Origin of the sequence: Acidiphilium multivorum AIU301 (genome assembly GCF_000202835.1) — a bacterium.
In the GTDB taxonomy this organism is placed as follows: Bacteria; Pseudomonadota; Alphaproteobacteria; order Acetobacterales; family Acetobacteraceae; genus Acidiphilium; species Acidiphilium multivorum.
The window spans coordinates 933,097-954,149 of record NC_015186.1 but is presented as its reverse complement, the minus strand read 5'-3'; the positions used below and the strand labels follow the sequence as shown (position 1 = coordinate 954,149).

General features: G+C 68.3%; 19 protein-coding genes. 4 read left to right on the top strand and 15 right to left on the bottom strand.

From position 1 onward, the window contains the following. Positions 1 to 45 precede the first annotated feature (45 nt). From ACMV_RS04165 to ACMV_RS04120, 10 genes are all read right to left on the bottom strand, one after another. Complete coding sequence (locus ACMV_RS04165; RefSeq protein WP_007422797.1) at positions 46 to 756, bottom strand: ABC transporter ATP-binding protein; 711 nt, start codon at positions 754 to 756, stop codon at positions 46 to 48. After that, positions 753 to 1,517, bottom strand: a complete 765-nt coding sequence (locus ACMV_RS04160) for an ABC transporter ATP-binding protein (RefSeq protein WP_011941952.1) — start codon at positions 1,515 to 1,517, stop codon at positions 753 to 755. Before ACMV_RS04160 ends, ACMV_RS04165 begins: the two co-directional genes overlap by 4 nt. Then, a complete protein-coding gene (locus tag ACMV_RS04155) occupies positions 1,514 to 2,500 on the bottom strand; it encodes a branched-chain amino acid ABC transporter permease (RefSeq protein WP_007422799.1) in 987 nt (328 codons plus the stop codon). The genes ACMV_RS04160 and ACMV_RS04155 overlap by 4 nt, the downstream gene beginning before the upstream one ends. After that, positions 2,497 to 3,366 carry a branched-chain amino acid ABC transporter permease gene (locus tag ACMV_RS04150; RefSeq protein ID WP_007422800.1) on the bottom strand — a complete coding sequence of 290 codons (870 nt, stop codon included), beginning with the start codon at positions 3,364 to 3,366 and terminating at the stop codon, positions 2,497 to 2,499. Before ACMV_RS04150 ends, ACMV_RS04155 begins: the two co-directional genes overlap by 4 nt. 121 nt (positions 3,367 to 3,487) lie before the next feature. Further along, positions 3,488 to 4,750 carry an ABC transporter substrate-binding protein gene (locus ACMV_RS04145; protein ID WP_007422801.1) on the bottom strand — a complete coding sequence of 421 codons (1,263 nt, stop codon included), beginning with the start codon at positions 4,748 to 4,750 and terminating at the stop codon, positions 3,488 to 3,490. A 198-nt stretch (positions 4,751 to 4,948) separates the two neighbouring features. Then, positions 4,949 to 5,626 (bottom strand): tRNA (guanine(46)-N(7))-methyltransferase TrmB, encoded by a 678-nt coding sequence (gene trmB / locus ACMV_RS04140; protein ID WP_013639651.1) that lies wholly within the window; start codon positions 5,624 to 5,626, stop codon positions 4,949 to 4,951. 16 nt (positions 5,627 to 5,642) lie between these two features. Then, positions 5,643 to 6,830 carry a methionine adenosyltransferase gene (gene metK, locus ACMV_RS04135; protein WP_007422803.1) on the bottom strand — a complete coding sequence of 396 codons (1,188 nt, stop codon included), beginning with the start codon at positions 6,828 to 6,830 and terminating at the stop codon, positions 5,643 to 5,645. Between the two features lie 121 nt (positions 6,831 to 6,951). Next, positions 6,952 to 7,695 (bottom strand): 4-hydroxy-tetrahydrodipicolinate reductase, encoded by a 744-nt coding sequence (gene dapB / locus ACMV_RS04130; protein ID WP_013639650.1) that lies wholly within the window; start codon positions 7,693 to 7,695, stop codon positions 6,952 to 6,954. 60 nt (positions 7,696 to 7,755) lie between these two features. Then, positions 7,756 to 8,229: a GNAT family N-acetyltransferase gene (locus tag ACMV_RS04125; protein WP_007422806.1), complete on the bottom strand. Its 474-nt coding sequence runs from the start codon at positions 8,227 to 8,229 to the stop codon at positions 7,756 to 7,758. Positions 8,230 to 8,231: 2 nt separating this feature from the next. Continuing rightward, entirely contained in the window at positions 8,232 to 9,866 is a 1,635-nt protein-coding gene (locus ACMV_RS04120; RefSeq protein WP_013639649.1) for an electron transfer flavoprotein-ubiquinone oxidoreductase, read from the bottom strand. Positions 9,867 to 9,968: 102 nt separating this feature from the next. Between ACMV_RS04120 and ACMV_RS04115 the strand changes: the two genes are divergently transcribed. The 3 genes from ACMV_RS04115 (at position 9,969) to ACMV_RS04105 (ending at position 14,453) form a co-directional block, all read left to right on the top strand. Beyond that, positions 9,969 to 10,778: a uracil-DNA glycosylase gene (locus ACMV_RS04115; RefSeq protein WP_456236364.1), complete on the top strand. Its 810-nt coding sequence runs from the start codon at positions 9,969 to 9,971 to the stop codon at positions 10,776 to 10,778. Between the two features lie 189 nt (positions 10,779 to 10,967). Next, on the top strand, positions 10,968 to 12,716 hold the full coding sequence (locus tag ACMV_RS21775) for a lytic transglycosylase domain-containing protein (protein ID WP_007423168.1): 1,749 nt from the start codon (positions 10,968 to 10,970) through the stop codon (positions 12,714 to 12,716). Between the two features lie 60 nt (positions 12,717 to 12,776). Continuing rightward, positions 12,777 to 14,453 (top strand): tetratricopeptide repeat protein, encoded by a 1,677-nt coding sequence (locus ACMV_RS04105; protein WP_013639647.1) that lies wholly within the window; start codon positions 12,777 to 12,779, stop codon positions 14,451 to 14,453. Between the two features lie 54 nt (positions 14,454 to 14,507). Here ACMV_RS04105 and ACMV_RS04100 read toward each other — a convergent pair whose 3' ends face one another. The 5 genes from ACMV_RS04100 to ACMV_RS04080 all read right to left on the bottom strand — a co-directional run bounded on the left by ACMV_RS04100 (position 14,508) and on the right by ACMV_RS04080 (position 19,991). Next, the gene (locus ACMV_RS04100) at positions 14,508 to 15,563 is read right to left on the bottom strand and encodes a Gfo/Idh/MocA family protein (RefSeq protein WP_007423170.1); all 1,056 of its coding nucleotides are present in this window, start codon (positions 15,561 to 15,563) and stop codon (positions 14,508 to 14,510) included. Between the two features lie 84 nt (positions 15,564 to 15,647). After that, positions 15,648 to 16,634: a D-ribose ABC transporter substrate-binding protein gene (locus tag ACMV_RS04095; RefSeq protein WP_013639646.1), complete on the bottom strand. Its 987-nt coding sequence runs from the start codon at positions 16,632 to 16,634 to the stop codon at positions 15,648 to 15,650. Between the two features lie 59 nt (positions 16,635 to 16,693). After that, positions 16,694 to 17,791 (bottom strand): ABC transporter permease, encoded by a 1,098-nt coding sequence (locus tag ACMV_RS04090; protein WP_007423171.1) that lies wholly within the window; start codon positions 17,789 to 17,791, stop codon positions 16,694 to 16,696. Further along, positions 17,788 to 19,302, bottom strand: a complete 1,515-nt coding sequence (locus tag ACMV_RS04085) for a sugar ABC transporter ATP-binding protein (RefSeq protein WP_013639645.1) — start codon at positions 19,300 to 19,302, stop codon at positions 17,788 to 17,790. The genes ACMV_RS04090 and ACMV_RS04085 overlap by 4 nt, the downstream gene beginning before the upstream one ends. Next, positions 19,299 to 19,991 (bottom strand): DUF2291 domain-containing protein, encoded by a 693-nt coding sequence (locus ACMV_RS04080; RefSeq protein WP_013639644.1) that lies wholly within the window; start codon positions 19,989 to 19,991, stop codon positions 19,299 to 19,301. The genes ACMV_RS04085 and ACMV_RS04080 overlap by 4 nt, the downstream gene beginning before the upstream one ends. 265 nt (positions 19,992 to 20,256) lie before the next feature. Between ACMV_RS04080 and nanR the strand changes: the two genes are divergently transcribed. Continuing rightward, positions 20,257 to 21,012 carry a transcriptional regulator NanR gene (gene nanR, locus ACMV_RS04075; RefSeq protein WP_007423175.1) on the top strand — a complete coding sequence of 252 codons (756 nt, stop codon included), beginning with the start codon at positions 20,257 to 20,259 and terminating at the stop codon, positions 21,010 to 21,012. Positions 21,013 to 21,053: the final 41 nt, after the last annotated feature.

Genomic DNA, 21,053 nt, shown 5'->3' with positions numbered 1-21,053 from the left:
TCGCCACAGCGTCAGCCCGTGTGGCTGACGCCAATCGACACAACGTCAGCCGGCGTGGCTGACGCCGGCGAGGTGTTCCATCCGTTCCGTATCCGCACCGAGTTCGGCGGCGGAGCCGTCATAGACGACCTCGCCGTCGGAGAGCACATAGGCGCGGTCGGCGAGTTGCAGGGCCAGATGCGCGTTCTGCTCGACCAGCAGGATCGACATCCCCTCCCCCTTCATCCGCCCGATCGTGCGCATGACTTCCTGCACGATGACCGGCGCGAGCCCCTGCGAGGGTTCGTCGAGGATGAGGAATTTCGGGTTGAGCAGCAGCGCGCGGGCGATGGCCAGCATTTCCTGCTCGCCGCCGGAGAGCCGGCCGCCCTTGCTCGTCTTGCGTTCCTCAAGGCGCGGGAAGAGCTTGTAGATCGTCTCGATCGTCCACGGCCCCTTGGTCTCGGGGGGAACGAGCAGGTTCTCGTGCACCGTCATGTGCCCGAAGATCTTGCGGCCCTCGGGAACATAGCCGACGCCGGCATTGGCGATGCGATGGGAAGCCGCCCTGGTCACATCCTTGCCGAAGAGCTTGATGTTGCCATCGCGGGGCGGGGTGAGGCCCATGACGCTGCGCATGGTGGTGGTCTTGCCGGCGCCGTTGCGGCCGAGCAGGGCGATCAGCTCGCCCTGGTTCACCTTCAGCGAGACGCCGTGCAGGATATGGCTCTTGCCGTAATAGGTCTGCAGGCCCTCGGCTTCGAGAACGGCACTCATGCGGCGGTCTCCTCGATGGCGGTTCCGAGATAGGCGCTCTGGACGCGCGGGTTGGCGGAGATTTCCGCCGCGGTGCCCTCGGCGAGGAAGGTACCGTTGTCGAGCACGGTGATGCGGTCGGCGATGCCGAACACGATCGCCATGTCGTGCTCGACGAACAGCATGGTGATGCCCTGGTCCTTGTTGAGCCGGCGGATCAGGTCGGTCATGTGGTGGGTTTCCTCATCCCCCATGCCGGCGGTCGGCTCGTCGAGCAGGAGCAGGCGCGGATGGCGCGACAGGGCGATGCCGATTTCCACCACGCGCTGGTCGCCATGCGACATCTCGCCGACGATGCGGTCCGCCTTGTCGGCGATGCGGGTGACCTGGAGCAGCTCGTCCACCTTTTCATCGACCTTCGCGCGCGTCGCCCGCGAGATCCAGGGACGGAGCTGCAGGCCCATCGCCGTTTCCACCGCGACGCGGACATTCTCGTAGACCGAGAGCGAAAGGAAGACCTGGGTGATCTGGAAGGTGCGGATGATGCCGCGGCGGACCAGCTCGTTCGGGCTGACCGCGGTGATCGGCTGGCCGTCGAAGATGATCTGCCCCTCGGTGGGCGGGAAGAAGCCGCTGATCAGGTTGAACAGCGTGGTCTTGCCCGCGCCGTTCGGGCCGATGACGGCGCGCAGCTCGCCCGGCTCGACCGCGAGCGAGATGTCCTTCAGCGCCTGCAGCGCGCCGAAGCGGCGGCCGACATGTTCGAGTTTCAGAAGGCTCACGACCGCGCCCTCCCCTTGATGAAGCCGAGCAGGCCCTGCGGGAAGAACAGCACCGACAGGACGAAGATCAGGCCGATATAGGTCATCCAGTTCTGGGTCACGCTGGAGAGGTAGTCCTGCGCGACGATGTAGATCACGGCGCCGAGGAACGGTCCCCAGAAGCTGCGCATCCCGCCGAGCACGCAGATGACGACGAAGGAGCCGGAGAGCTGCCATTGCAGGTCGTCCGGCGAGGCGAAGGCGGTCAGCATCGCGTTCAGGCTGCCGGCGAGTGCGGTGATGAAGGCCGAGATCGCGAAGGCGACCCAGACCTGCTTGTCCACCGCGACGCCGAGGAAGCGCAGCCGGGTGGTGTTCTCGCGGGTGGCGACGAAGGCATGGCCCATCGGCGAGCGGAGGATCTGCCAGACGACGAGCATGACCACCGCGAAAAGCGCCAGCACGACATAATAGAAGCGCGCCGGGCCGAGATTGATGGTTTCGCCGCCGAGATGCAGCGGCACGCGGGAGAAGCCGGTCAGCCCGTCCTCGCCGCCGGTGACGGTGTTCCAGCGCACGGCGAGGAAGTAGAACATCTGGCCGAAGGCGATGGTGATCATCGAGAAGTAGATGCCCTTGCGCTTCATCACCATCGGGCCGACCAGGATGCCGCCGATGCCGCCGAGCAGCGTGCCGGCGATGAGGGCGAGCGGCATCGAGGGAATGACATGGATGATGAACAGGCCGGTGCCGTAGGCGCCGAGGCCGAAATAGGCCGCATGGCCGAAGGACAGGCCGCCGGTGTAGCCGAGCAGCAGGTTTAGCCCGGTCGCGGCCATCGCGTAGATCAGCACGCGCGAGGCGAGATCGGTGAAGCCGCCGACGGCCGGCAGCCAGATCGGCACGAACAGCAGGGCGAGCCAGATGATCGCCGCGGAGATCTCGCGTCCGCCGATCGAGGGCGCGGGCCGCGTGGCCGGCTTGGTGTCGAGTGCAGTGCTCATTCGAACAGACCTTCCTGGCCGAGCAGGCCGCGGGGGCGGATGACCAGGACCACCGCCATGATGACGTAGATGACGACTTCCTGCGCGACCGGATAGAAGGCCGCGGTGAGGCCGGAGGCCATGCCGATGATGAGCCCGCCGAGCACGCTGCCCATCAGGCTGCCGACGCCACCGACGATGATGGCGACGAAGGCGGGCATGATCAGCGAATCACCGATCGTCGGCGACAGGCCGAGCTGGCCGGCGGCGAGGATGCCGGCCACGCCGGCAAGGAAGATGCCGATGCCGAAATTCGCCGCGCGCAGGAAGAAGATGTTCACCCCGAGAGAGGAGATGGTTTCGAGATCGGCATTGCCGGCGCGGATGCGGATGCCGATGCGGCTGAACCGCAGCACCGCGAACAGCGCGCCGGTGACCAGCACGGTGATCAGGATGACCACGATGCGGAAGCCGGTGAGAAAGAACATCGAGGAGCTGAGCGGCGAGTTGAGGTAGTTCGGCAGGGCGAAGGGCTGCCCGATCGAGCCCCAGATGGTGCGGATCATGTCCTGCATGATCATCGCGAGGCCGAAGGTCAGCAGCAGCGAGAACAGCGGATCGCGCCCGTAGAGCGGGCGGATCAGCACCCGTTCGGTCACGACGCCGACCACCACCGCCAGCAGCGGAGCGACGATCAGCCCGCCCCAGAAGCCGATATAGGGTTCGAGGGTGAAGGCGAGATAGCCGCCGAGCGCCATGAAGGTGCCATGGGCGAAATTGATGACGCCGTTCAGGCCGAGGATCAGCGACAGTCCCAGCGCCATGAGCGCATAGAAGATGCCGACCACCAACCCGTTGAAGGCGCTGTAGACAAGCAGAGTTTCCACGGATCTTACTTCATATCTGGCGCCCGCGGGCGCGGCTGGAGACGAGGTCGCGCGGCGGATGCGGCGAACGGGCCCACGGCTTTCGCCGTGGACCGGTCCAGTCCGCCACGCGGGCGGGGCTTCAGCTCGGGTACGTCATCTTGCAGCCGGCGGCCTCCGGCGACAGGGCGATCTTCTCGCTCGGCACCACTTCGGCCACCTTGAACAGGTTCGGGTAGCTCGCGTCCTTGGGGACGTAGCCGGGGAACATGTTCGCCATCATCTGATGGTCCCCGGCGCGGTAGTAAACCTTGCCCGGCTGCAGTGCCACATCCGGCGGCAGTTCCATGCCCTCGAGGGCCTTCACCACCTTCAGCGAGTCGAGCGACTTGGCATTGTTCGCGGCCATCGCGATGGCGTGGGCGGTGGCATAGCCGAACCAGGTTCGCGCCGTCGGCACCTTGCCGCCGGTGCGCTTCTTCACCGCCGTCACGAAATCGGCGACATGCGGAACGCCGGGCTGGTTCCAGTACCACTCGAAGGTCCACCAGCCGAGGAGAGCGGCCTTCGGCAGCGCCTGGAGCACTTCCATTTCCTGCAGCGCGCCGGCGATCGCCATCTGCTTGTCGAGGCCGAACTGCACGGCCTGCTTCAGCAGGTTCACGAGGTCGTCGCCCGCCTGCAGGCAGATCAGCACGTCCGGCTTCGCGGCGCGGGCGCGGATCAGGTAGGAGGAGAAGTCGGTGGTGCCCAGCGGCGCGAGCGCGTGGCCCGCGGCCTGGCCGCCCGCCTTCTTCAGCTGGATCATGTAGTCCTTGTAGAGGGCGTGACCGAAGGCATAGTCGGGCACGATGAAGAACCACTTCTTGCCGAACTTCTTGAAGAGCGTCTCGAAGTCGCCGGCGGTGAGCATCCAGGTGGTCGAGCAGGTGCGGAACGTGGTCCAGTGGCACTTGCTGCCGGTCACGTCATCCGCGTGGCCGCCGGTGTCGACGAACAGCATCTCGTGCTGAAGGGCGAACTGGCTGAGCGATTCGGACGCGGCCGAATTCACCGTGCCCATCAGGAAGTTCACCTTGTCCTCGGCGACGAGCTTCTGCGCCTTGCTGACGGCAGGCCCGGGCAGGCTGTTGTCGTCCTCGACGAGAAGCTGGACGGGCCGGCCGAGAATGCCGCCCTTCTTGTTGATCTCGTCGACCGCCATGGTGGCGCCGATGATCTCGTTGTGACCCGCAGGCGCGTAGACGCCGGTGCGCGGGTCGATCATGCCGATCTTGACCGGCGTTTCGCTGGCGCCCCAGCTGACTTGCGGGAGGACAAGGCTGGACACGCCGGCGGCGGCGCCAGCCTTCAGCAGCCCGCGACGCTTGAACGATGCAGAGTTCTCGAAATCCATTTGGATCATTTCCCCTTCCGTACTTGTGGCCGCTTCACACGACGCATTCGGCCCAGCGATCAGGCGCGGTCCGCATTCTACTAACACGAGGGTCTTACGATGTGCTGACCCCGGTTATATCGTGGCAACCGCACGTCACATTCCGGTTTTATCCTGCATACCTGATCTGTCAACAGCCCGGAGGTCGTAAAACGTCGAATTGACAGGCTATTTTACAACAAATGTCCAGTAGTGCGGCTGGCGCCCTGCCTTGATGGCCTTGGCTTCATATCGGGTCGGCGGCCAGTCCGGGGGGCGAATTCCGGATTTACTTAACAAAAAAAATGCCTCTGCGTTAGAAAATACTTCCTCAACCCATTGTTGATAGGTCGGGTCGTCGCTGGCGATCCGCCACAGCCCGCCCGGCCGGAGCACGCGGGCGACCTCGGCGAGGATCGCCGGATGGACGAACCGCCGCTTCGCGTGGCGCGCCTTCGGCCAGGGATCGGGGAACATCAGGAACAGGCGCGAGACCGATCCCGCCGGCAGGGTGCGCAGCAGGGCGCGGGCGTCGTCGTCGTGCACGCGCAGGTTGGGCGGGATTGTCGGCTCGACACCCTCGGGGGCGAGGCGCGAGAGCAGCGAGGCGATGCAGTTGACGAACACCTCGCAGGCGACAAGGCCGATTTCGGGATTGGCCGCGGCGATCGCCTCGGCATGCTCAAACCCGCCGGCGCCGACCTCGAGCCAGAGTTCCTTCGGCGCGATGGCGAAGTTCCGCTCCGGCCAGCGCAGGCGCGGCAGCAACGTCTCGATCAGCTCCTCCTGGCGGGCCCGCAGCGCGTGGCCGCGGGCGCGGCCATAGAGCCGGTCGGGCGGCGGCTTCAGCGCCTTGCCGCCCGCCATCTCCTCAACCGTCTCCTCAGCGGCCAAACGCGGCCTTCAGCGCCGGCGCGAGGTCGGTCTTCTCCCAGGTGAAGGTGCCCAGCCGGTCGTCCGGCTCGCGGCCGAAATGGCCGTAGGCGGAGGTCGGCACGTAGATCGGCCGGTTGAGGTGCAGATGCTCGCGGATGCCGCGCGGGGTGAGGTTCACCAGTTCGCGCAGCACGGTTTCGAGCCTGGCGTGATCGACGTCCCGCTCGGTGCCGTGCATGTCGACATAGACCGAAAGCGGGTGCGACACGCCGATCGCGTAGCTGACCTGGATGGTGCAGCGGGTGGCGAGGCCGGCGGCGACCACGTTCTTCGCGAGGTAGCGGCACATGTAGGCGGCGGAACGGTCGACCTTGGTCGGGTCCTTGCCGGAGAAGGCGCCGCCGCCATGCGGGGCCGCGCCGCCATAGGTGTCGACGATGATCTTGCGCCCGGTCAGGCCGCAATCGCCGTCCGGCCCGCCGATGACGAACTTGCCGGTCGGGTTCACGTAAAACTGATCGTCCGGGCACATCCAGCCATCGGGCAGCAGCTCGGTGACGAGCGGGCGGAGCATCGCCTTGATCTCGTCCTGGCTCATCCCGTCCTCGTGCTGGGTCGAGACCACGATCGAGGTGGTGCCGACCGGCTTGCCATCGGCATAGCGCAGGGTGACCTGGCTCTTGGCGTCCGGCAGCAGGCCGGCGGCGCGGGCATCGCCGATCTTGCGCAGCTCGGTCATGCGGCGGAGGATCAGGTGGGCGTAATAGATCGGCGCCGGCATCAGCGCGTCGGTCTCGGAGCAGGCATAGCCGAACATGATGCCCTGGTCGCCCGCGCCCTCGTCCTTGTTGCCGGCGGCGTCGACGCCGGCGGCGATGTCGGCCGACTGCTCGTGCAGCAGCACGTCGATCTTGGCGTCGCGCCAGGAGAAGCCTTCCTGCTCGTAGCCGATGTCATGCACGGCGAGGCGGGCGAGATGGGCGAGATATTCGCGGGTGATGGTCGAGGGGCCGCGGGTTTCGCCGGCGAGCACGATGCGGTTGGTCGTCACCAGCGTTTCGCAGGCGACGCGCGCATAGGGATCCGCCGCCAGGAAGGCGTCGAGCACCGTGTCCGAAATCCGGTCGGCAACCTTGTCGGGGTGGCCCTCGGAGACCGATTCCGAGGTGAACAGGTAGTCACCTTTGTCGCGCATGGATTTCTCCTCTTGTCGCGAAGACGTCGTGCCCGGGCCGGGCGGCGGCGCCGGCGGAATGCCGGAGCGTGCCGGGGCATGGCGCAATCGCGCCCGGGGGTCAAGACAAGGGGCGGCGCGGCTACAGGCCGAGCAGGTCGCGCATGCCGTAGCGCCCGGGCGCGCGGCCGGCCAGCCACAGCGCGGCGCGGACCGCGCCTTCGGCGAAAATCCGCCGGTCGAGCGCGTGGTGGGTGAGCGTGATCTGCTCGACGGCGCTGGTGAAGATCGCGCTGTGGCTGCCGACGATCTGCCCGCCGCGCAGGGCGGCAAAGCCGATGGCGCCGGTCTCGCGCTTGCCGGTATGGCCATCGCGCCCGGAGTCCTTCACCGCCGCAAGGTCGACGCCCCTGCCCCGCGCCACCGCAGCACCGATCGCCAGCGCGGTGCCCGAGGGCGCGTCGATCTTCTGGCGGTGGTGCATCTCGAGGATTTCGGCATCGTGGGTCTCGGCGGCGAGCGTGGCGCCGAGGCGCTCGGCCAGCGCGATCACCAGGTTCACGCCCGGCGCGAAATTCGCCGCCTGAAAGACCGGAATCCGCGCGGCCGCATCGGCGATGTCGGCCTCGGCGGCCGGATCGAATCCGGTGGTGCCGAGCACCCAGGGCGTGCCGGCTCCGGCGAGGATGCCGGCATGGCGGCTGACCGTGGCGGCCACGGTGAAGTCGATCACCACATCGCTCTCGCGCGCGAGCGCGGCGAGGTCACCGTCGCGGCCGATGCCGCCGGCCAGCGTGGCGCCGGCCAGCGGCACGGCGTCGGCCAGCAGCTTGCCCATCCGGCCGGTGATGCCGGCAATGCCGATCCGCAGGTCTGCTCCGTTCATGGCGTCTGCCTATCGGGCCAATGGCGGGATTTTGCAAATCGGCGGCACGGGTCGGGCCGGTCAGGGACGATCGAGGGTCTTGGCCATGTCCACCAGCGTCCAGCCGGCGCGGTGCGGGTGCGGGCGGCGGCCGGTCTCGCGAAACCCGTGCGCCAGGTAGATGGCGATGTTCCGCGTCATGCGGGCGTTGGTATAGAGCCGGAGTTCGCGCCGCCCCGCGCCGCGCGCGCGGGTCTCGGCAAAGCGCAGCAGCGCGCCGGCAAGGCCCCTGCCCTGCGACGGCGGATCGACCGCGACGCTGAACACCAGCGCATGGTCATCGTGCAGTTCGAGGCTGACGAGGCCGACCGGATCATGCGCGATCTCGGCGAGGAAGGTTTCGCCACGGGCGATCCTGGCGGCGTGATCGTCGGTCATCGGCACGGGCGGCGCGCCGAATTCGGCGACATACGGCCCGTAGGCCGCCGCGGTGATCCGCGCCACGGCGGCAAGGTCGGCCTCGCCGGCGGCGCGGATGGAGCACGCCGCCTCCATGCTCACATCCCGCCCGGATAGGCCGGGCCGCCGGCGCCCTCGGGCACCACCCAGTTGATGTTCTGCGTCGGGTCCTTGATGTCGCAGGTCTTGCAGTGCACGCAGTTCTGCGCGTTGATCTGCAGCTTCGGATCGCCCGCCTCGGCGCCGACGATCTCGTAGACGCCGGCCGGGCAGTAGCGCGTCTCCGGGCTGCGGTATTCGGCCCAGTTCACCGAAATCGCCTTCGCCGGGTCGAGCAGCGTGAGATGCGCCGGCTGGTTTTCCTCGTGATTGGTGTTGGAGATGAAGACCGAACTCAGCCGGTCGAAGGTGAGCGCGCCATCGGGCTTCGGATAGGCGATGGGGGTTGCATCGCGGGCGGGCTTCAGCGCGGTGTTGTCGGCGTGGTTGCGCAGCGTCCAGGGCGACTTGCCGCGGGTGACGTAGGTTTCGAACGCGGCGTTGATCAGCCCGCCCCACATGCCGAATTTCGCGAAGCCGGGGCGGATGTTGCGCACCGCCTGAAGCTCGGGCCAGAGCCAGGAGGCGCGCACCTTCTCGGGGAAGGCGTCGAGTGTCGCGGGGCGGCTGCCGGACAGCGCCTCGGCGATCGCCTCGGCGGCGAGCATGCCGGATTTCATCGCGGTGTGGGTGCCCTTGATCTTGGGCACGTTGAGGAACCCCGCCTCGCAGCCGACCAGCACGCCGCCGGGAAAGGCGAGCCGGGGGATCGACTGGAAGCCGCCCTCGTTCAGCGCCCGAGCGCCGTAGGAGATGCGCTTCGCGCCCTCGAAATAGGGGCGGATCGCCTTGTGGGTCTTGAAGCGCTGCATCTCCTCGAAGGGCGAGAGATAGGGGTTCTCGTAGTCGAGCCCGATGACGAACCCGTAGGCCATCAGGTTGCCGCCCAGATGGTAGAGGAACGAGCCGCCATAGGTTTTGGTATCGAGCGGCCAGCCGATCGTGTGCATGACCATGCCGGGATTGTGGCGCTCCGCCGGCACCTCCCAGAGTTCCTTGATGCCGATGCCGTAGGTCTGCGGATCGACCCCGTCGCGCAGGCCGAAGCGGGACATCAGCTGCTTGCCGAGCGAGCCGCGGCAGCCCTCGGCGAACACCGTATATGTTGCGCGCAGTTCCATCCCGCGCTGGTATTGCGCGGTGGGCTGGCCGTCCTTGCCGATCCCCATGTCGCCGGTGGCGATGCCGGCGACGCGGCCCTCCTCGACCAGCAGCTCCGCCGCGGCGAAGCCGGGATAGATCTCGACGCCGAGCTCCTCCGCCTTCGCGCCCAGGAAGCGGACCACATTGCCGAGGCTGACGACGAAATTGCCGTGATTGTTCATCTGCGGCGGCGTCGGCATGCGGTGGCTGCCGGTTTCGGTGAGGAACAGGAAACGGTCCTCGCCCGCCTTCGCCGAGAACTCGATCGCGCCGATATCGGCGTCGGGCAGCAGTTCGGTCATCGCGCGCGGTTCCAGCACGCAGCCGGAGAGAATATGCGCGCCGACCTCGCCGCCTTTTTCGACGACGCAGACCGAAAGCTCGGCGTTGATCTGTTTCAGCCTGATCGCCGCCGACAGGCCGGCCGGGCCGGCGCCGACCACGACGACGTCGAATTCCATGGATTCCCGGGGCGGCACTGTGTCTGACATGCGATTCCTCCTGCGCTTCGATTAACGTATAGGGAAGCTCGCGGCATTGCGCAAAACCCGGCCTCGGGCGCAAATCGGACCATGAACGCTCAAGGCGGAGAGATGACGGGAGACAGCCGCGCCGCCCTGCTCGCCGCCCTGGCGCTGCAGGCCGAATGGGGCGCGGACGAGGCGCTGCTGGAAACGCCGCCCGACCGCGCGGCGGCATCGCGCCCGGCCTCGCCCGCTCCGGCCGCCCCGTCCGCGCCGGGCACCGTCGTGCGGCTTCCCACCGCCCCGTCCGCGCCCGGCGCCGCCTCGTTCGCCGAGTTGCGCGCCGCCCTCGAGGCTTTCGACCAGTGCGCGCTCAAGCGGACGGCGACGCAGCTCGTCTTCGCGGACGGCGCCGAGGATGCGCGGATCATGATCATCGGCGAGGCGCCGGGCGGCGAGGAAGACCGCATCGGCCGGCCCTTCGTCGGCCCCGCCGGCCAGTTGCTCGACAAGATGCTCGGCAGCATCGGCCTCGACCGCGGCACCGTGCGCATCGTCAACGTAGTGCCCTGGCGGCCGCCGGGAAACCGCACGCCGTCGGATACCGAAATCGCGCAATGCCTGCCGTTTCTGCACCGCCACATCGCCCTGGTGCGGCCGGAACGGCTGGTGCTGCTCGGCGCCGTCGCGGTGCGCGCGCTGATCGGCGGCAAGGACGGCATCACCCGGCTGCGCGGCAAGTGGCGGGAGGTGACCATCGAGGGGCTCGACCAGACGCTGCGCGCCCTGCCGACCTACCATCCCGCCTACCTGCTGCGGCAGCCCGCCGCGAAGCGCCTCGCCTGGGCGGACCTTCTGGAATTGCGGCGCGAATGTGTCGAATCCCGCATCCTGCGCGATGCTGACATGCGAAATTCACAAGACATCACGAAAAGTTGAAAATTATTCGGCCGCAAGTCCTGCGGTTTTCCTTGTTTTGTATATTTTTTTAGAATTTTGCCCTCTTGGAGAGCTTGCCCAGCCGGGAATTTGGCGTGTAGCCGAACGGTCATGCGAGGGGCCGTTAAAAAGCTCTCCCGCCTAAGCGTCGCCCGGGCGTGCATCGTCACGGCGGCGTTGTCCGTCGGTATGCCCGCGATCGCACATGCGGCGCCGGCCGGACTCAGGGGGCCTTCGACCGACAAGCAGGGCGCTGCATCGCGCCCGGAATCCGTAGCGTATGCGATCCCGCGCTCGACGCCGGCGAACGGCGCCGAGGTGGTGCTCGCCCGCCCGCTCGCGCCGAGCGACGTGACGCTGTATCGCCGGATCTTCGCCGATCAGGCCGCGGGGCGCGTGGCCGAGGCGGCGGCGCTGATCCACCGGCTCGACAACGACATGCTGATGGGCCAGGTGCAGGCGCAGCTCTATCTCGGCCCCTATCACCATTCGACGCCGCATGAACTCGAGGCCTGGCTCAAGGCCTATGGCGGCCAGCCCGGCACGAACCGCATCCGCGCGCTGCTGGCCAAGCGGTTGCCGCGCGGGGGCCACATGCCGCCCGCAACGGTCGACTACCTGCCGGAGCCCGAAATCGTCCCCACCGGCGCGGCGACGCCGCCGGCCGGAGGAGTCCGGGTGCCGATGCGCCTTGCCGGATATGTGCAGCGCCTGAGCGGCAGCGGCGAGAGCGGCCGCGCCATCGGCCTGATCCGGAACGACAATCATATCTCCTTCGCCCAAGGCGCGGCGCTGCGCGCGATCGTCGCCCGTCAGGTCTTCGACCGCGGCGATTACGAACAGGCCCTTTCGATCGCCGCCGCCGCGGCCAAGGAAGGCGGCAACCGGGTGTGGGACCCGGATTTCGTCGCCGGCCTCGCCGCCTGGCGGCTGGGCCGGATGTCCGAGGCGCTGCCCTTCTTCGAGCACGCCGCCGAATCGCCCGATTGCGGGCCCGACCGGCACGCCGCCGGCGCCTTCTGGGCCGCGCGCGCGGCACTCCGCCTTGGGCAGGCGGACGCCTATCTCGCCTGGCTCGGCAAGGCGGCGAACAATTCGGGCACGTTCTACGGCATGCTCGCCGGACGGCTGCTCGGCCGGGATCTCGGCGGCAGCAGCCTTGCCGCCAGCCTGTCCGAAGCCGATGTCGAGGCGGTCGCGGCGCAGCCGGAAGGCGCCCTCGCCTTCGCGCTGCTGCAGGTCGGCCGCGACAGCGATGCGGCGCTCGCCCTGCGCAGCCTGTGGCCGCAGATCAAGTCCGATCCCAATCTCGGCCGCGCGGCACTTCGCGTCGCCGCCCGCGCCGGGCTGATCGATGTCGCGGTGGCGCTCACCCGCGTCCTGCCGGGCAACGAAATTGCCGGGGTGAAGCTGCCCCTGCCCGCCCTGCACCCGGCCGGCGGATTCAGCGTCGATCCCGCGCTGGTCTATGCGCTCGCCCGCACCGAATCCGGCTTCAACCCGCGCGCCGTTTCCGTGGTCGGCGCGCGCGGGCTGATGCAGCTGATGCCGGCGACCGCGCTCGCGATGGCGCACCGCTACGGCATCGCCGACCGGCTGGACGATCCGGCGGCCAACCTCGCGCTCGGCCAGTCCTATCTGCGCTACCTGGCGGCCCAGCCCGACGTGAAGCGCAACCTGCTCGACATTCTGGCCAGCTACAATGCCGGCCCGGTCGCCGCGTCGAAATGGGTCGACACGATCAAGGACGGCGGCGATCCGCTGATCTTCATCGAATCGATCCCGAACGCGGCCACCCGCCGCTTCGTCCAGCAGGTGCTGGCCGACAGCTGGATCTATGCCGAGCAGATCGGCGACGTGCCGGCGAGCCTCACCGCCTTGGCCGAAGGACACGCGCCGCAGCTGCAGGATTACGGCACCGCGGTCGCCGACCGCTGAACCGCGCCGGCGGGTGGCGCCCGTAAGGTTTCGTTAAGCTCATCTCTTTAAGCTGCGGGCATGGATCAGAATGTGCTCGCGTCCTCCGCCTCGCCCGAACAGCTTTTCGCCGGAGGGCTCGCGGCCCATGGGAGCGGCAATTACGCCGAAGCGGCGGCATGCTTCACCGGCGTGCTCGAGGTCCTGCCCGGCTTTCCCGCGGCGCTCGCCAACCGGGCGCTGGCGCTCTGGTCGCTCGGCGCGCTCGATGCCGCGGAACGCGACGCCTCTGCCGCCTGCGCCGCCATGCCGAACCTGGCGGAGGGATGGATGGTTGCCGGCGCGGTGCGGATCGACCGCGGCGATGCGGCAGGCGCGGTCACAGCCTATGCCGAGGCGGTAAGGCTGCGGCCGGGCTTCGCGCCGGCGCAGGCCGGACTGGCCGCGGCCCATCTGGCGGCCGGCGCCAACGCCGAGGCGGCGCGCTGCGCGGCCCTGGCCCTGGCGCTGGATCCGGGCTGCGACCACGCACGGTTCACCCTTGGCTCAGCACTCTCGGCGCTCGGCAAGCCGGGCCCCGCCATCGACCTCTTCAATCTGGTGCTCGCCGCGCAGCCCGGCCATGCGGGGGCCTTGCTCAACCGCGGCAACGCGCTGATCGGGCTCGACCGGATCGATGAGGGCGAGGCCGACCTGCGCGCGGCACTCGAGATCAATCCCGACCTGCGGGAGGCGCTGGCCAGCCTGGCCGTGCTGCGCACCATCCGTGGCGATACGGCGGAAGCCATCGCATTGTGCGACCGGGCCATCGCGCTCGATCCCGATTTCGCCGTGGCGCAATGGAACCGCGGCGTCGCCGCCCTGCTGTCCGGCGATTTCGCGACCGGGTTCGAGGCGTATGAATGGCGCAAGCGTCATCCGATCTATGGCCCGCATTTCGACCGCCTGCCCGCACCCGTCTGGCGCGGCGAATCGCTGGCCGGCCGCCACCTGCTCGTCCGCGCGGAACAGGGCCTGGGCGATACGATCATGTTCGCGCGCTTCCTGCCCGCGCTGGCCGCGCAGGCGCGCCGCGTCACCCTCGCCTGCCATGCGCCACTGTTCCCGCTGTTCGCGCATCTCGGCATCGGCCTTTGCCGGCTCGATGATCCGGCGCCCGCCGATGTCGACTGCGCGATCGACCAGATGAGCCTGCCTCATGTCCTTCGCCTCACGCCGTCCGCGATCCCGGCGTCCGGCGGTTATCTCGCGGCGCCGGAGGCCGAGATCGCGCGCTTCGCCGATCTCGCGCCGCGCCGTGGCGAACGGGTCTTCGGACTGGTCTGGGCCGGCAATCCCGGCCACAACAACGACCGGCGACGCTCGTTGCCGCCCGGCGCTCTCTCCAGCCTGTTCGATCTCCCCGGAGTGCACTTCGTCGCGCTACAGCTTGGCGCGCGATGCGCGGACTACGAGATCGACAGCCTGGCATCCCGGATCACCGACTTCGGCGCCACCGCCGGCATCCTTCACCATCTCGACGGCCTCGTGACCGTCGACACGTCGATCGCCCATCTGGCCGGCGCGATGGGCAAGCCGTGTCACGTTCTGCTTTCGGCTTCGTGCGACTGGCGCTGGCTGCTCGGCCGGACCGATACGCCATGGTACGACTCGATCACCCTTCATCGCCAGGAGCATCTCGGCGACTGGTCCGGGCCGGTTCGTTCGGTATTCGCCGCGTTGAGCCGCATGGGAGAGGCGCCGCTCGCCACCGGCTGACAACCTCCGCGGCAGCCGGCGACCGCGCCCGAGCCAGTCTCCTCCCCTTTCGGGTCAGCCCCCGGCCTCGTCCCGCGCCGCCGCCACGAGCGCGGCGGGATCGACCGGCGCGCCGCCGCGCTGCGCCGACAGATAGGCCGCCTCGACCAGCGCGAGGGTGCGGAGATTGTCCGCCCCCGAGGTTTCCGGTTCGCGCCCGCCGCGCAGGCACGCGATGAAATGCTCCTGGATGTCGAACACGCTGTGCTGAATGCCGTGCCAGGGCGCCGGTCCCCAGCGCGCCTCGTCGGGGGCGACGGTCTCGCGCCGCGTCGCGCCATCGGCGTGCACGACGAGTTCGTAATCGGCGCCGAGCCGCAGCGTGCCGCGCGCCCCGTCGATCTCGATCAGGCTCTGCGGAAACAGCTCGCGCTCCTGCGCGCTGGCGTAGCTGCAATCGACGACCGTCGTCACCCCCGCCGCGTGGCCGAGCATCATCGTCGCCACGTCCTCGCCGGCGATGCGGGGATTCACCCGCTGGGTCCGCGCCGCCAGGGTCGTCACCTCGCCAAACAGAAACCGCGCGACATCGAGCAGGTGTATGCCGAGATCCTGGATGATGAAGCGCGATCCCTCGGCCAGATAGGGCTGTCCGGCATACACGTCATAGGCCGAGCGGAAGGCGATGCGCGCCCAGAACGGCTGGCCGATCTCGCCTTCATCGAGCACGCGGCGCACCGCGCGGATCGGCGCCTGCCAGCGGAAATTCTCGTGCACCATCAGCTTCACGCCCGCCCGCCGGCAGGTCTCGACCAGCTCCGCCGCCTCGGGGAGCGTTTCGGTGAACGGCTTCTGGCAGATCACCGGCACGCCGGCGCGCGCCGCCAGCGTCACCAGCGGCACGTGGGAGGCCACCGTGGTCGCGATGTCGACGAAGTCGGGCCGCTCGCGGGCAAGCATCTCCGCCGCGTCGTCATAGGTGCGGGCGATGCCGAAGCGCGCCGCGGTTGCCGCAAGCCGCGCCGCATCCCGGTCGCACAGGGCGACGATGCCGGCATCGCCGGCCTCCGCCCAGGCCCGAAGCTGGTTCTGCGCGAAGAAGCCGCAGCCGATCAGCGCCCCGTTGAGCATTCGCCGCCCCGTTCCGTCGGTGTTCAGATCGATTTTTGCCGGCGGCCCCGCGAAGGGCCGCCGGGTGGTTGCCGAGCCGCCAGCTCAGGATTTCGATTTCATCGCCCAGTTGGTGTAGTCGCCGACATTCGCCTTGGTGATCAGCGTGCAGTTCAGCTCCTGCTTCTCAGGCTTGCCGGTCTTGCCGGTGCGGATGTATTTGTCCGCCTCGATCACCGCCTCGCGCGAGAAGGTCGCGATCGGCTGCAGCACGTCGGCCTTGATCTGGCCCTTGCGAATCGAATTGATCACGTCCGGACTGCCATCGAAGCCGGTGACGATCACGTTCGGCTTGTGGGCCGCGAGCAGCGCCGCTTCAGCACCCATCGCCATCGTGTCGTTGTCGGCGACCAGGCCCTTGATGTGCGGATGCGCCTCGAGCAGCGTCTGCGTCACCTGGAAGCCCTTCGACTGCGACCAGTCGGCGGTCTGCACGGCGACCATCTTCATGCCGGAGAAATGCTTGAGCACGCTGGCGACACCCTGCGAGCGGACCTTGGCGTTGGTGTCCGACGGCAGACCGGTCAGCTCGACATAGGTGCCCTTGTAGCCCATCAGCTTCGCGAACTCCGTCCCCTCCAGCTGCGCGCCCTGGAAGTTGTTGGAGACGATCTGCGCCTTGGCGATGCCCTTGGCGTTGATCTCGCGGTCGATCAGGAAGACCGGAACGCCCGCCTTGGTCGCGAGCTTCACCGCCGAGATCGAGGAATCCGCGCCCGCATTGTCGAGAATGATCGCGGCGACGTGGCGCGCGATCGCGGTCTTGATCAGGTTGAGCTGGGTATAGGCATTGCCGTTATGGCTCGCGACCATCGTGCCGTAGCCGAGCTTCGTCGCTTCCTCGGCGGCGAATTTTTCCTCCGCCACGAAGAACGGATTGCTGAGCGAGGGGACGAAGATGGCGATCGTCTTGCCGTTGCTGCCCTTCTGCGAATGGATCGCCGGCTGGGTCGCGGCATGGGCCGGCAGCGCCGCCGATGCGGCAAGCACGGCGCCGAGGCAGGCCGGGCCGAGCAGTGTCTTCAGTTTCATGGTCAGTTCCTCCGCTTGCTGTTGAACTCGTTGATTGTTCGCAACCTCCTGAACGCTGTTCAGGGCGTTACCTCCTTGCCGCGGCGCCGGCCCCAGGGCATGCGCACGCCGCGGAATTGCACCTGATCGATCGCCACCGCCAGCACGATCACGAAACCCGTAATGATCATCTGCCAGAAATCCGACACGCCGAGCAGGATCAGCCCGTCGACCAGCACGGCGATCACCAGCGCGCCGATCACGCTGCCGCCGATCGTTCCCTTGCCGCCCATCAGCGACGTGCCGCCGAGCACCGCCGCGGCGATGGCGTTCAGCTCGTAGCCGGTGCCGGCCGCCGCCCCCGCGGAGTCGAGCTGCGCGGCGATGACGATGCCCGCCAGCGCCGCCAGCACGCCGGAAATCACATAGACCCGCGCGCGCACCGCGAGCACCCGCACGCCGGAGAGCGCGGCCGCGCGCTCGTTGCCGCCGATCGCGTAGACATGGCGGCCGAACTTCGTGCGCTCGGCGATGCCCGTGGCCACCACGCTCGCGATCACCAGCAGCCAGATCGGCACCGGGATGTGCAGCAGCAGCCCGTTGCCGAGCCAGGGAAAGCCCCGGTTGCCGAGCGCCTTGTGCCCGTCGAGGAAGGGAAAGGTCGAACCGTTGTTGCTGAGCAGGGCGATGCCGCGCGCGATGTAGAGCATGCCGAGTGTCGCGATGAAGGGGGCGACCTTCATCCTGGTGATGACGAAGCCGTTGATCGCGCCGATCAGCGCGCCGGCGGCCAGCGCGATGGCGACCGCCGCCCAGGCATGCGGGTAGATCACCACGCCCAGGAACGGCACCGGCAGCCCGACATCGATCAGCGCGCCGACGATCATGCCGCAAAGCCCGGCGATGGAGCCCACCGAAAGGTCGATCCCGCCGGAGACGATGACGAATGTCATGCCGATCGCGAGCAGGCCGTTGATCGAGGACTGCACCAGCACGGTGATGATGTTCGACCAGGTGAGAAACGCCGGCGAGAGAAAGGCGAACAGCGCCATGATCACGATCAGCGCGACGAAGGCGCGGAAGCGCAGCAGCAGGGCCGCGAGCGCCGGGGCCGAGGCGGGTGCAGAGGTTTCGACTGTCTCGCTCATTCTCTCGACCTGTTCCGATTGTCCGCTCATGCGGCCTCCCGCGCGCGGGCGGCGGCGCGCATGAGGTCCTGTTCGTCATAGGCGCCGCGCGCGAATTCCGCCGTGATGCGCCCTTCGGACATCACGATCGTCCGGTCCGCGAGGGCGACGATCTCCTTCACCTCGGACGAGACGAAGAGAATGCCGATGCCCTCGGCGGCGAGACGGTTCATGATGGTGAAGATCTCCGCCTTCGCCTTCACGTCGATGCCACGGCCGGGCTCGTCCATCAGCAGCAGCTGCGGGCGGATGAGCAGCGCCTTGCCGACGATCGCCTTCTGCTGGTTGCCGCCGGAGAGCGTGGTGATCATCTGCGTCGGCGAGAACGCCGTGATCGCGAGGTTGCGGATCGTCGCGGCAATGTCGGACGCGCCGAAATTCCGTTGCAGCCAGCCGAAGTTTTCGTACTGCCCGAGATTGGCGAGGGTGATGTTCTCGCCCAGCGTCATCGTCTGCACGATGCCCGCGGCCTGCCGGTCCTCCGGGATCAGCATCATGCCGCGGGCGATCCGCTGGTCGAGGCCGAGGCGCGGATCGAGCGTCTCGCCGGCGAGCGCGACCTCGCCGGTCGATTCCGGGTGCAGCCCCATCAGGCATTCGAGCAGTTCCGTCCGCCCCGCGCCCATCAGCCCGAACAGGCCGACGATCTCGCCGCGCCTCACCTCGAGCGACACGCCCTCGACCGACACGCCGTTCTCCGTGCGCGGGCAGCGCAGCCCGGCCACCGCGAGGATCGGCGCCCCGGTCGCGACATTGCCGTGATGCGGCACGTCGAGCGTGGTGTCGCCGAGCATCCGATGCAGGATCCAGCCCATGTCGATGCCCTGCATCGGCGCATGCGCGGCGACCCGGCCGTCGCGAAGCACCGTGATGTAGTCGCCGATCTCGAGAAGCTCCTCCATCCGGTGCGAGATGTAGATGATCGCGACGCCCTGCGCCTTGAGGTCGCGGATCAGCTTGAACAGCGTGCGCACCTCGCCGGCGGAGAGCGCCGAGGTCGGCTCGTCCATGATCAGCACCCGCACCTCGTGGCGCAGCGCCTTGGCGATGGCGACGATCTGCTGCAGGCTCACGCTCAGGTCGCCGACCAGGCGGTTCGGGTCGATGTCGTGATCGAGGCGGCGCAGGATCTGCCGCGCCACCTCGATCTGCCGCTTGCGGTCGACCAGCGCGCCCTTGCCGGCCTCATGGCCGAGGAAGATGTTCTCCGCCACCGAAAGATTCGGGCAGAGATCGAGTTCCTGGTAGATGATGCCGATGCCTTTCGCCGTCGCCTCCGAGGGCGTGCCGAAGCTGACCGGCTCGCCGTCGAGCAGCAGGCGGCCGCCGGTCGGCCGCTCGGCGCCGGCGATGATCTTCATCAGCGTCGACTTTCCGGCGCCGTTCTCGCCGACCAGGATGTTCACGGCACCGGCATGGGCCGCGAAATCGACGCGATCCAGCGCCAGCGTGCCGGGAAACGCCTTGGTCACGCTCTCGGCCTGGAAGACCGGCGCGCTCATCCGCCCGCCTTTCCGGCCTCGATGATCACCGGCGTCACCGTGATGTCGGACGGATCGCCGTCGTCATAGGTCCAGGCGCCGTAGACGGTCACGCTCCGCCCCTTCAGCTTCGCGAGGTCGAGCGGCGCGACGACCGTCTTCACCACGCGGCTGTTGAGCGCGTCGGCGACGTCGCCGTACTGGATCTGGTTGAGGAACTCGCCGAAGCTGATGAACTTCAGCGCGTCGCGCAGCGTGGTGCCGAGAATCACCGGCCCGGTCGCGACCTTCACGGCCACCGGGCTCGCTCCCGCCACGGTCACCCGCATCGTCCCGATCGGCGACGAGGTATCCACCTTGCCCACCGTGCCGGTGAAGCGCACCAGAATGTTGTAGGTGCTGGCGACCTTGTGGCCGTACCGCGCCAGGGCCGCGCCCTTGTCCTTCGCCAGCGCGGCGAGCACGGTGGCGAGATTGGCGCTTTCGCGCCGCGCGTCCGGCACCACGCGCGTTCCCCAGATCCGCGCGACATAGGCGTCCGGCTTGAAGGCCAGTCCGGCGGAGGGATGGCTGTCGCCGGCGGCGGACCCGCCGATCGGCCGGACGGTGGCGACCAGCCCGCCGGCCCAGAGGGCGGCGAAGACCACGCAGAAGCCGAGGAAACCCACGAGCCTTGGATACCGCAGGCCGGCGGCAATCGACCTGCTCATGGGCCCGTCGCGGCGTCGCGGGGCGGAATTCGGTCTGATGTCACGAAACGTTCCTCCGTCCGCTGCCGTTATGAATGGCATTTACGGTGCCGGGAAGATGTCACATAGTCATCATACCATCAAGAGGGGCCCGGCTGCATTCCGTCCGCCGACCTGCCTGCGCCTTCGGGACGACGGGGATATGGACGGATGATGAACGGGGCCCATCTCGAAGGGCATCGTCACTCGGCGCGCGGCGCCCGGAAGCAGGTGGAATGGCTGGATCATGAAAAGGCTCGAACCAAGGCCGGTGGAACGGCGGAAACTGTCGCACGAGGTGCTCGACCGGCTGATCGCCGCGATCGAGGCGCGGCAGTTCCCGCCCGGCTCGCAACTGCCGGCGGAGCGCGAACTGATGCAGATGCTCGGCGTCGGCCGCCCCGCGATCCGCGAGGCGATGCAGAGCCTGCAGCAGATGGGGCTGATCCGGATTTCCCACGGCGAGCGGGCGCGGGTGATCCAGCCCTCGGCGGAGACGATCATCGAACAGATTTCCGGCGCGATGCTGCAACTCCTCGCCAACAGCCCGCGTGGTCTCGATGAGTTGAAGGAGGCGCGCCTGCTGTTCGAGGTCGGGCTCGCGCGGGTGGCGACGATGCGCGCCACCCGCGAAGGCCTCGCGGCGCTGCGCGAGGCGCTCGCCGCCTGCCACGATTCGCGCGGCGACGCGCCGCGCTTCATCGCCGCCGACATGGAATTCCACCGCCGCATCGCCGAGATGACCGGCAACTCCCTGATCACCGCGGTCTGCCAGGGCCTCGCCTCGTGGATGATGCGCTTCAAGCGCGACCTGGTCTCGGCCCGCGGCGCGGAACGCCTGACGCTCGCCGAGCACGACAGGATCTACCGCGCCATCGCCGCCGGCGACGCCGATGCCGCGGCCGTCGCGATGACCGAGCATCTCAGCCGGGCGAACGCCCTCTATTCGGCCCTGATGAACGAGGCCGCCACCCCCGAGACCGAGCAGCCTTCCCTCGCCTGATCCCCTTGCGCGACCCCGCTGACTGAACTACTCATCATACC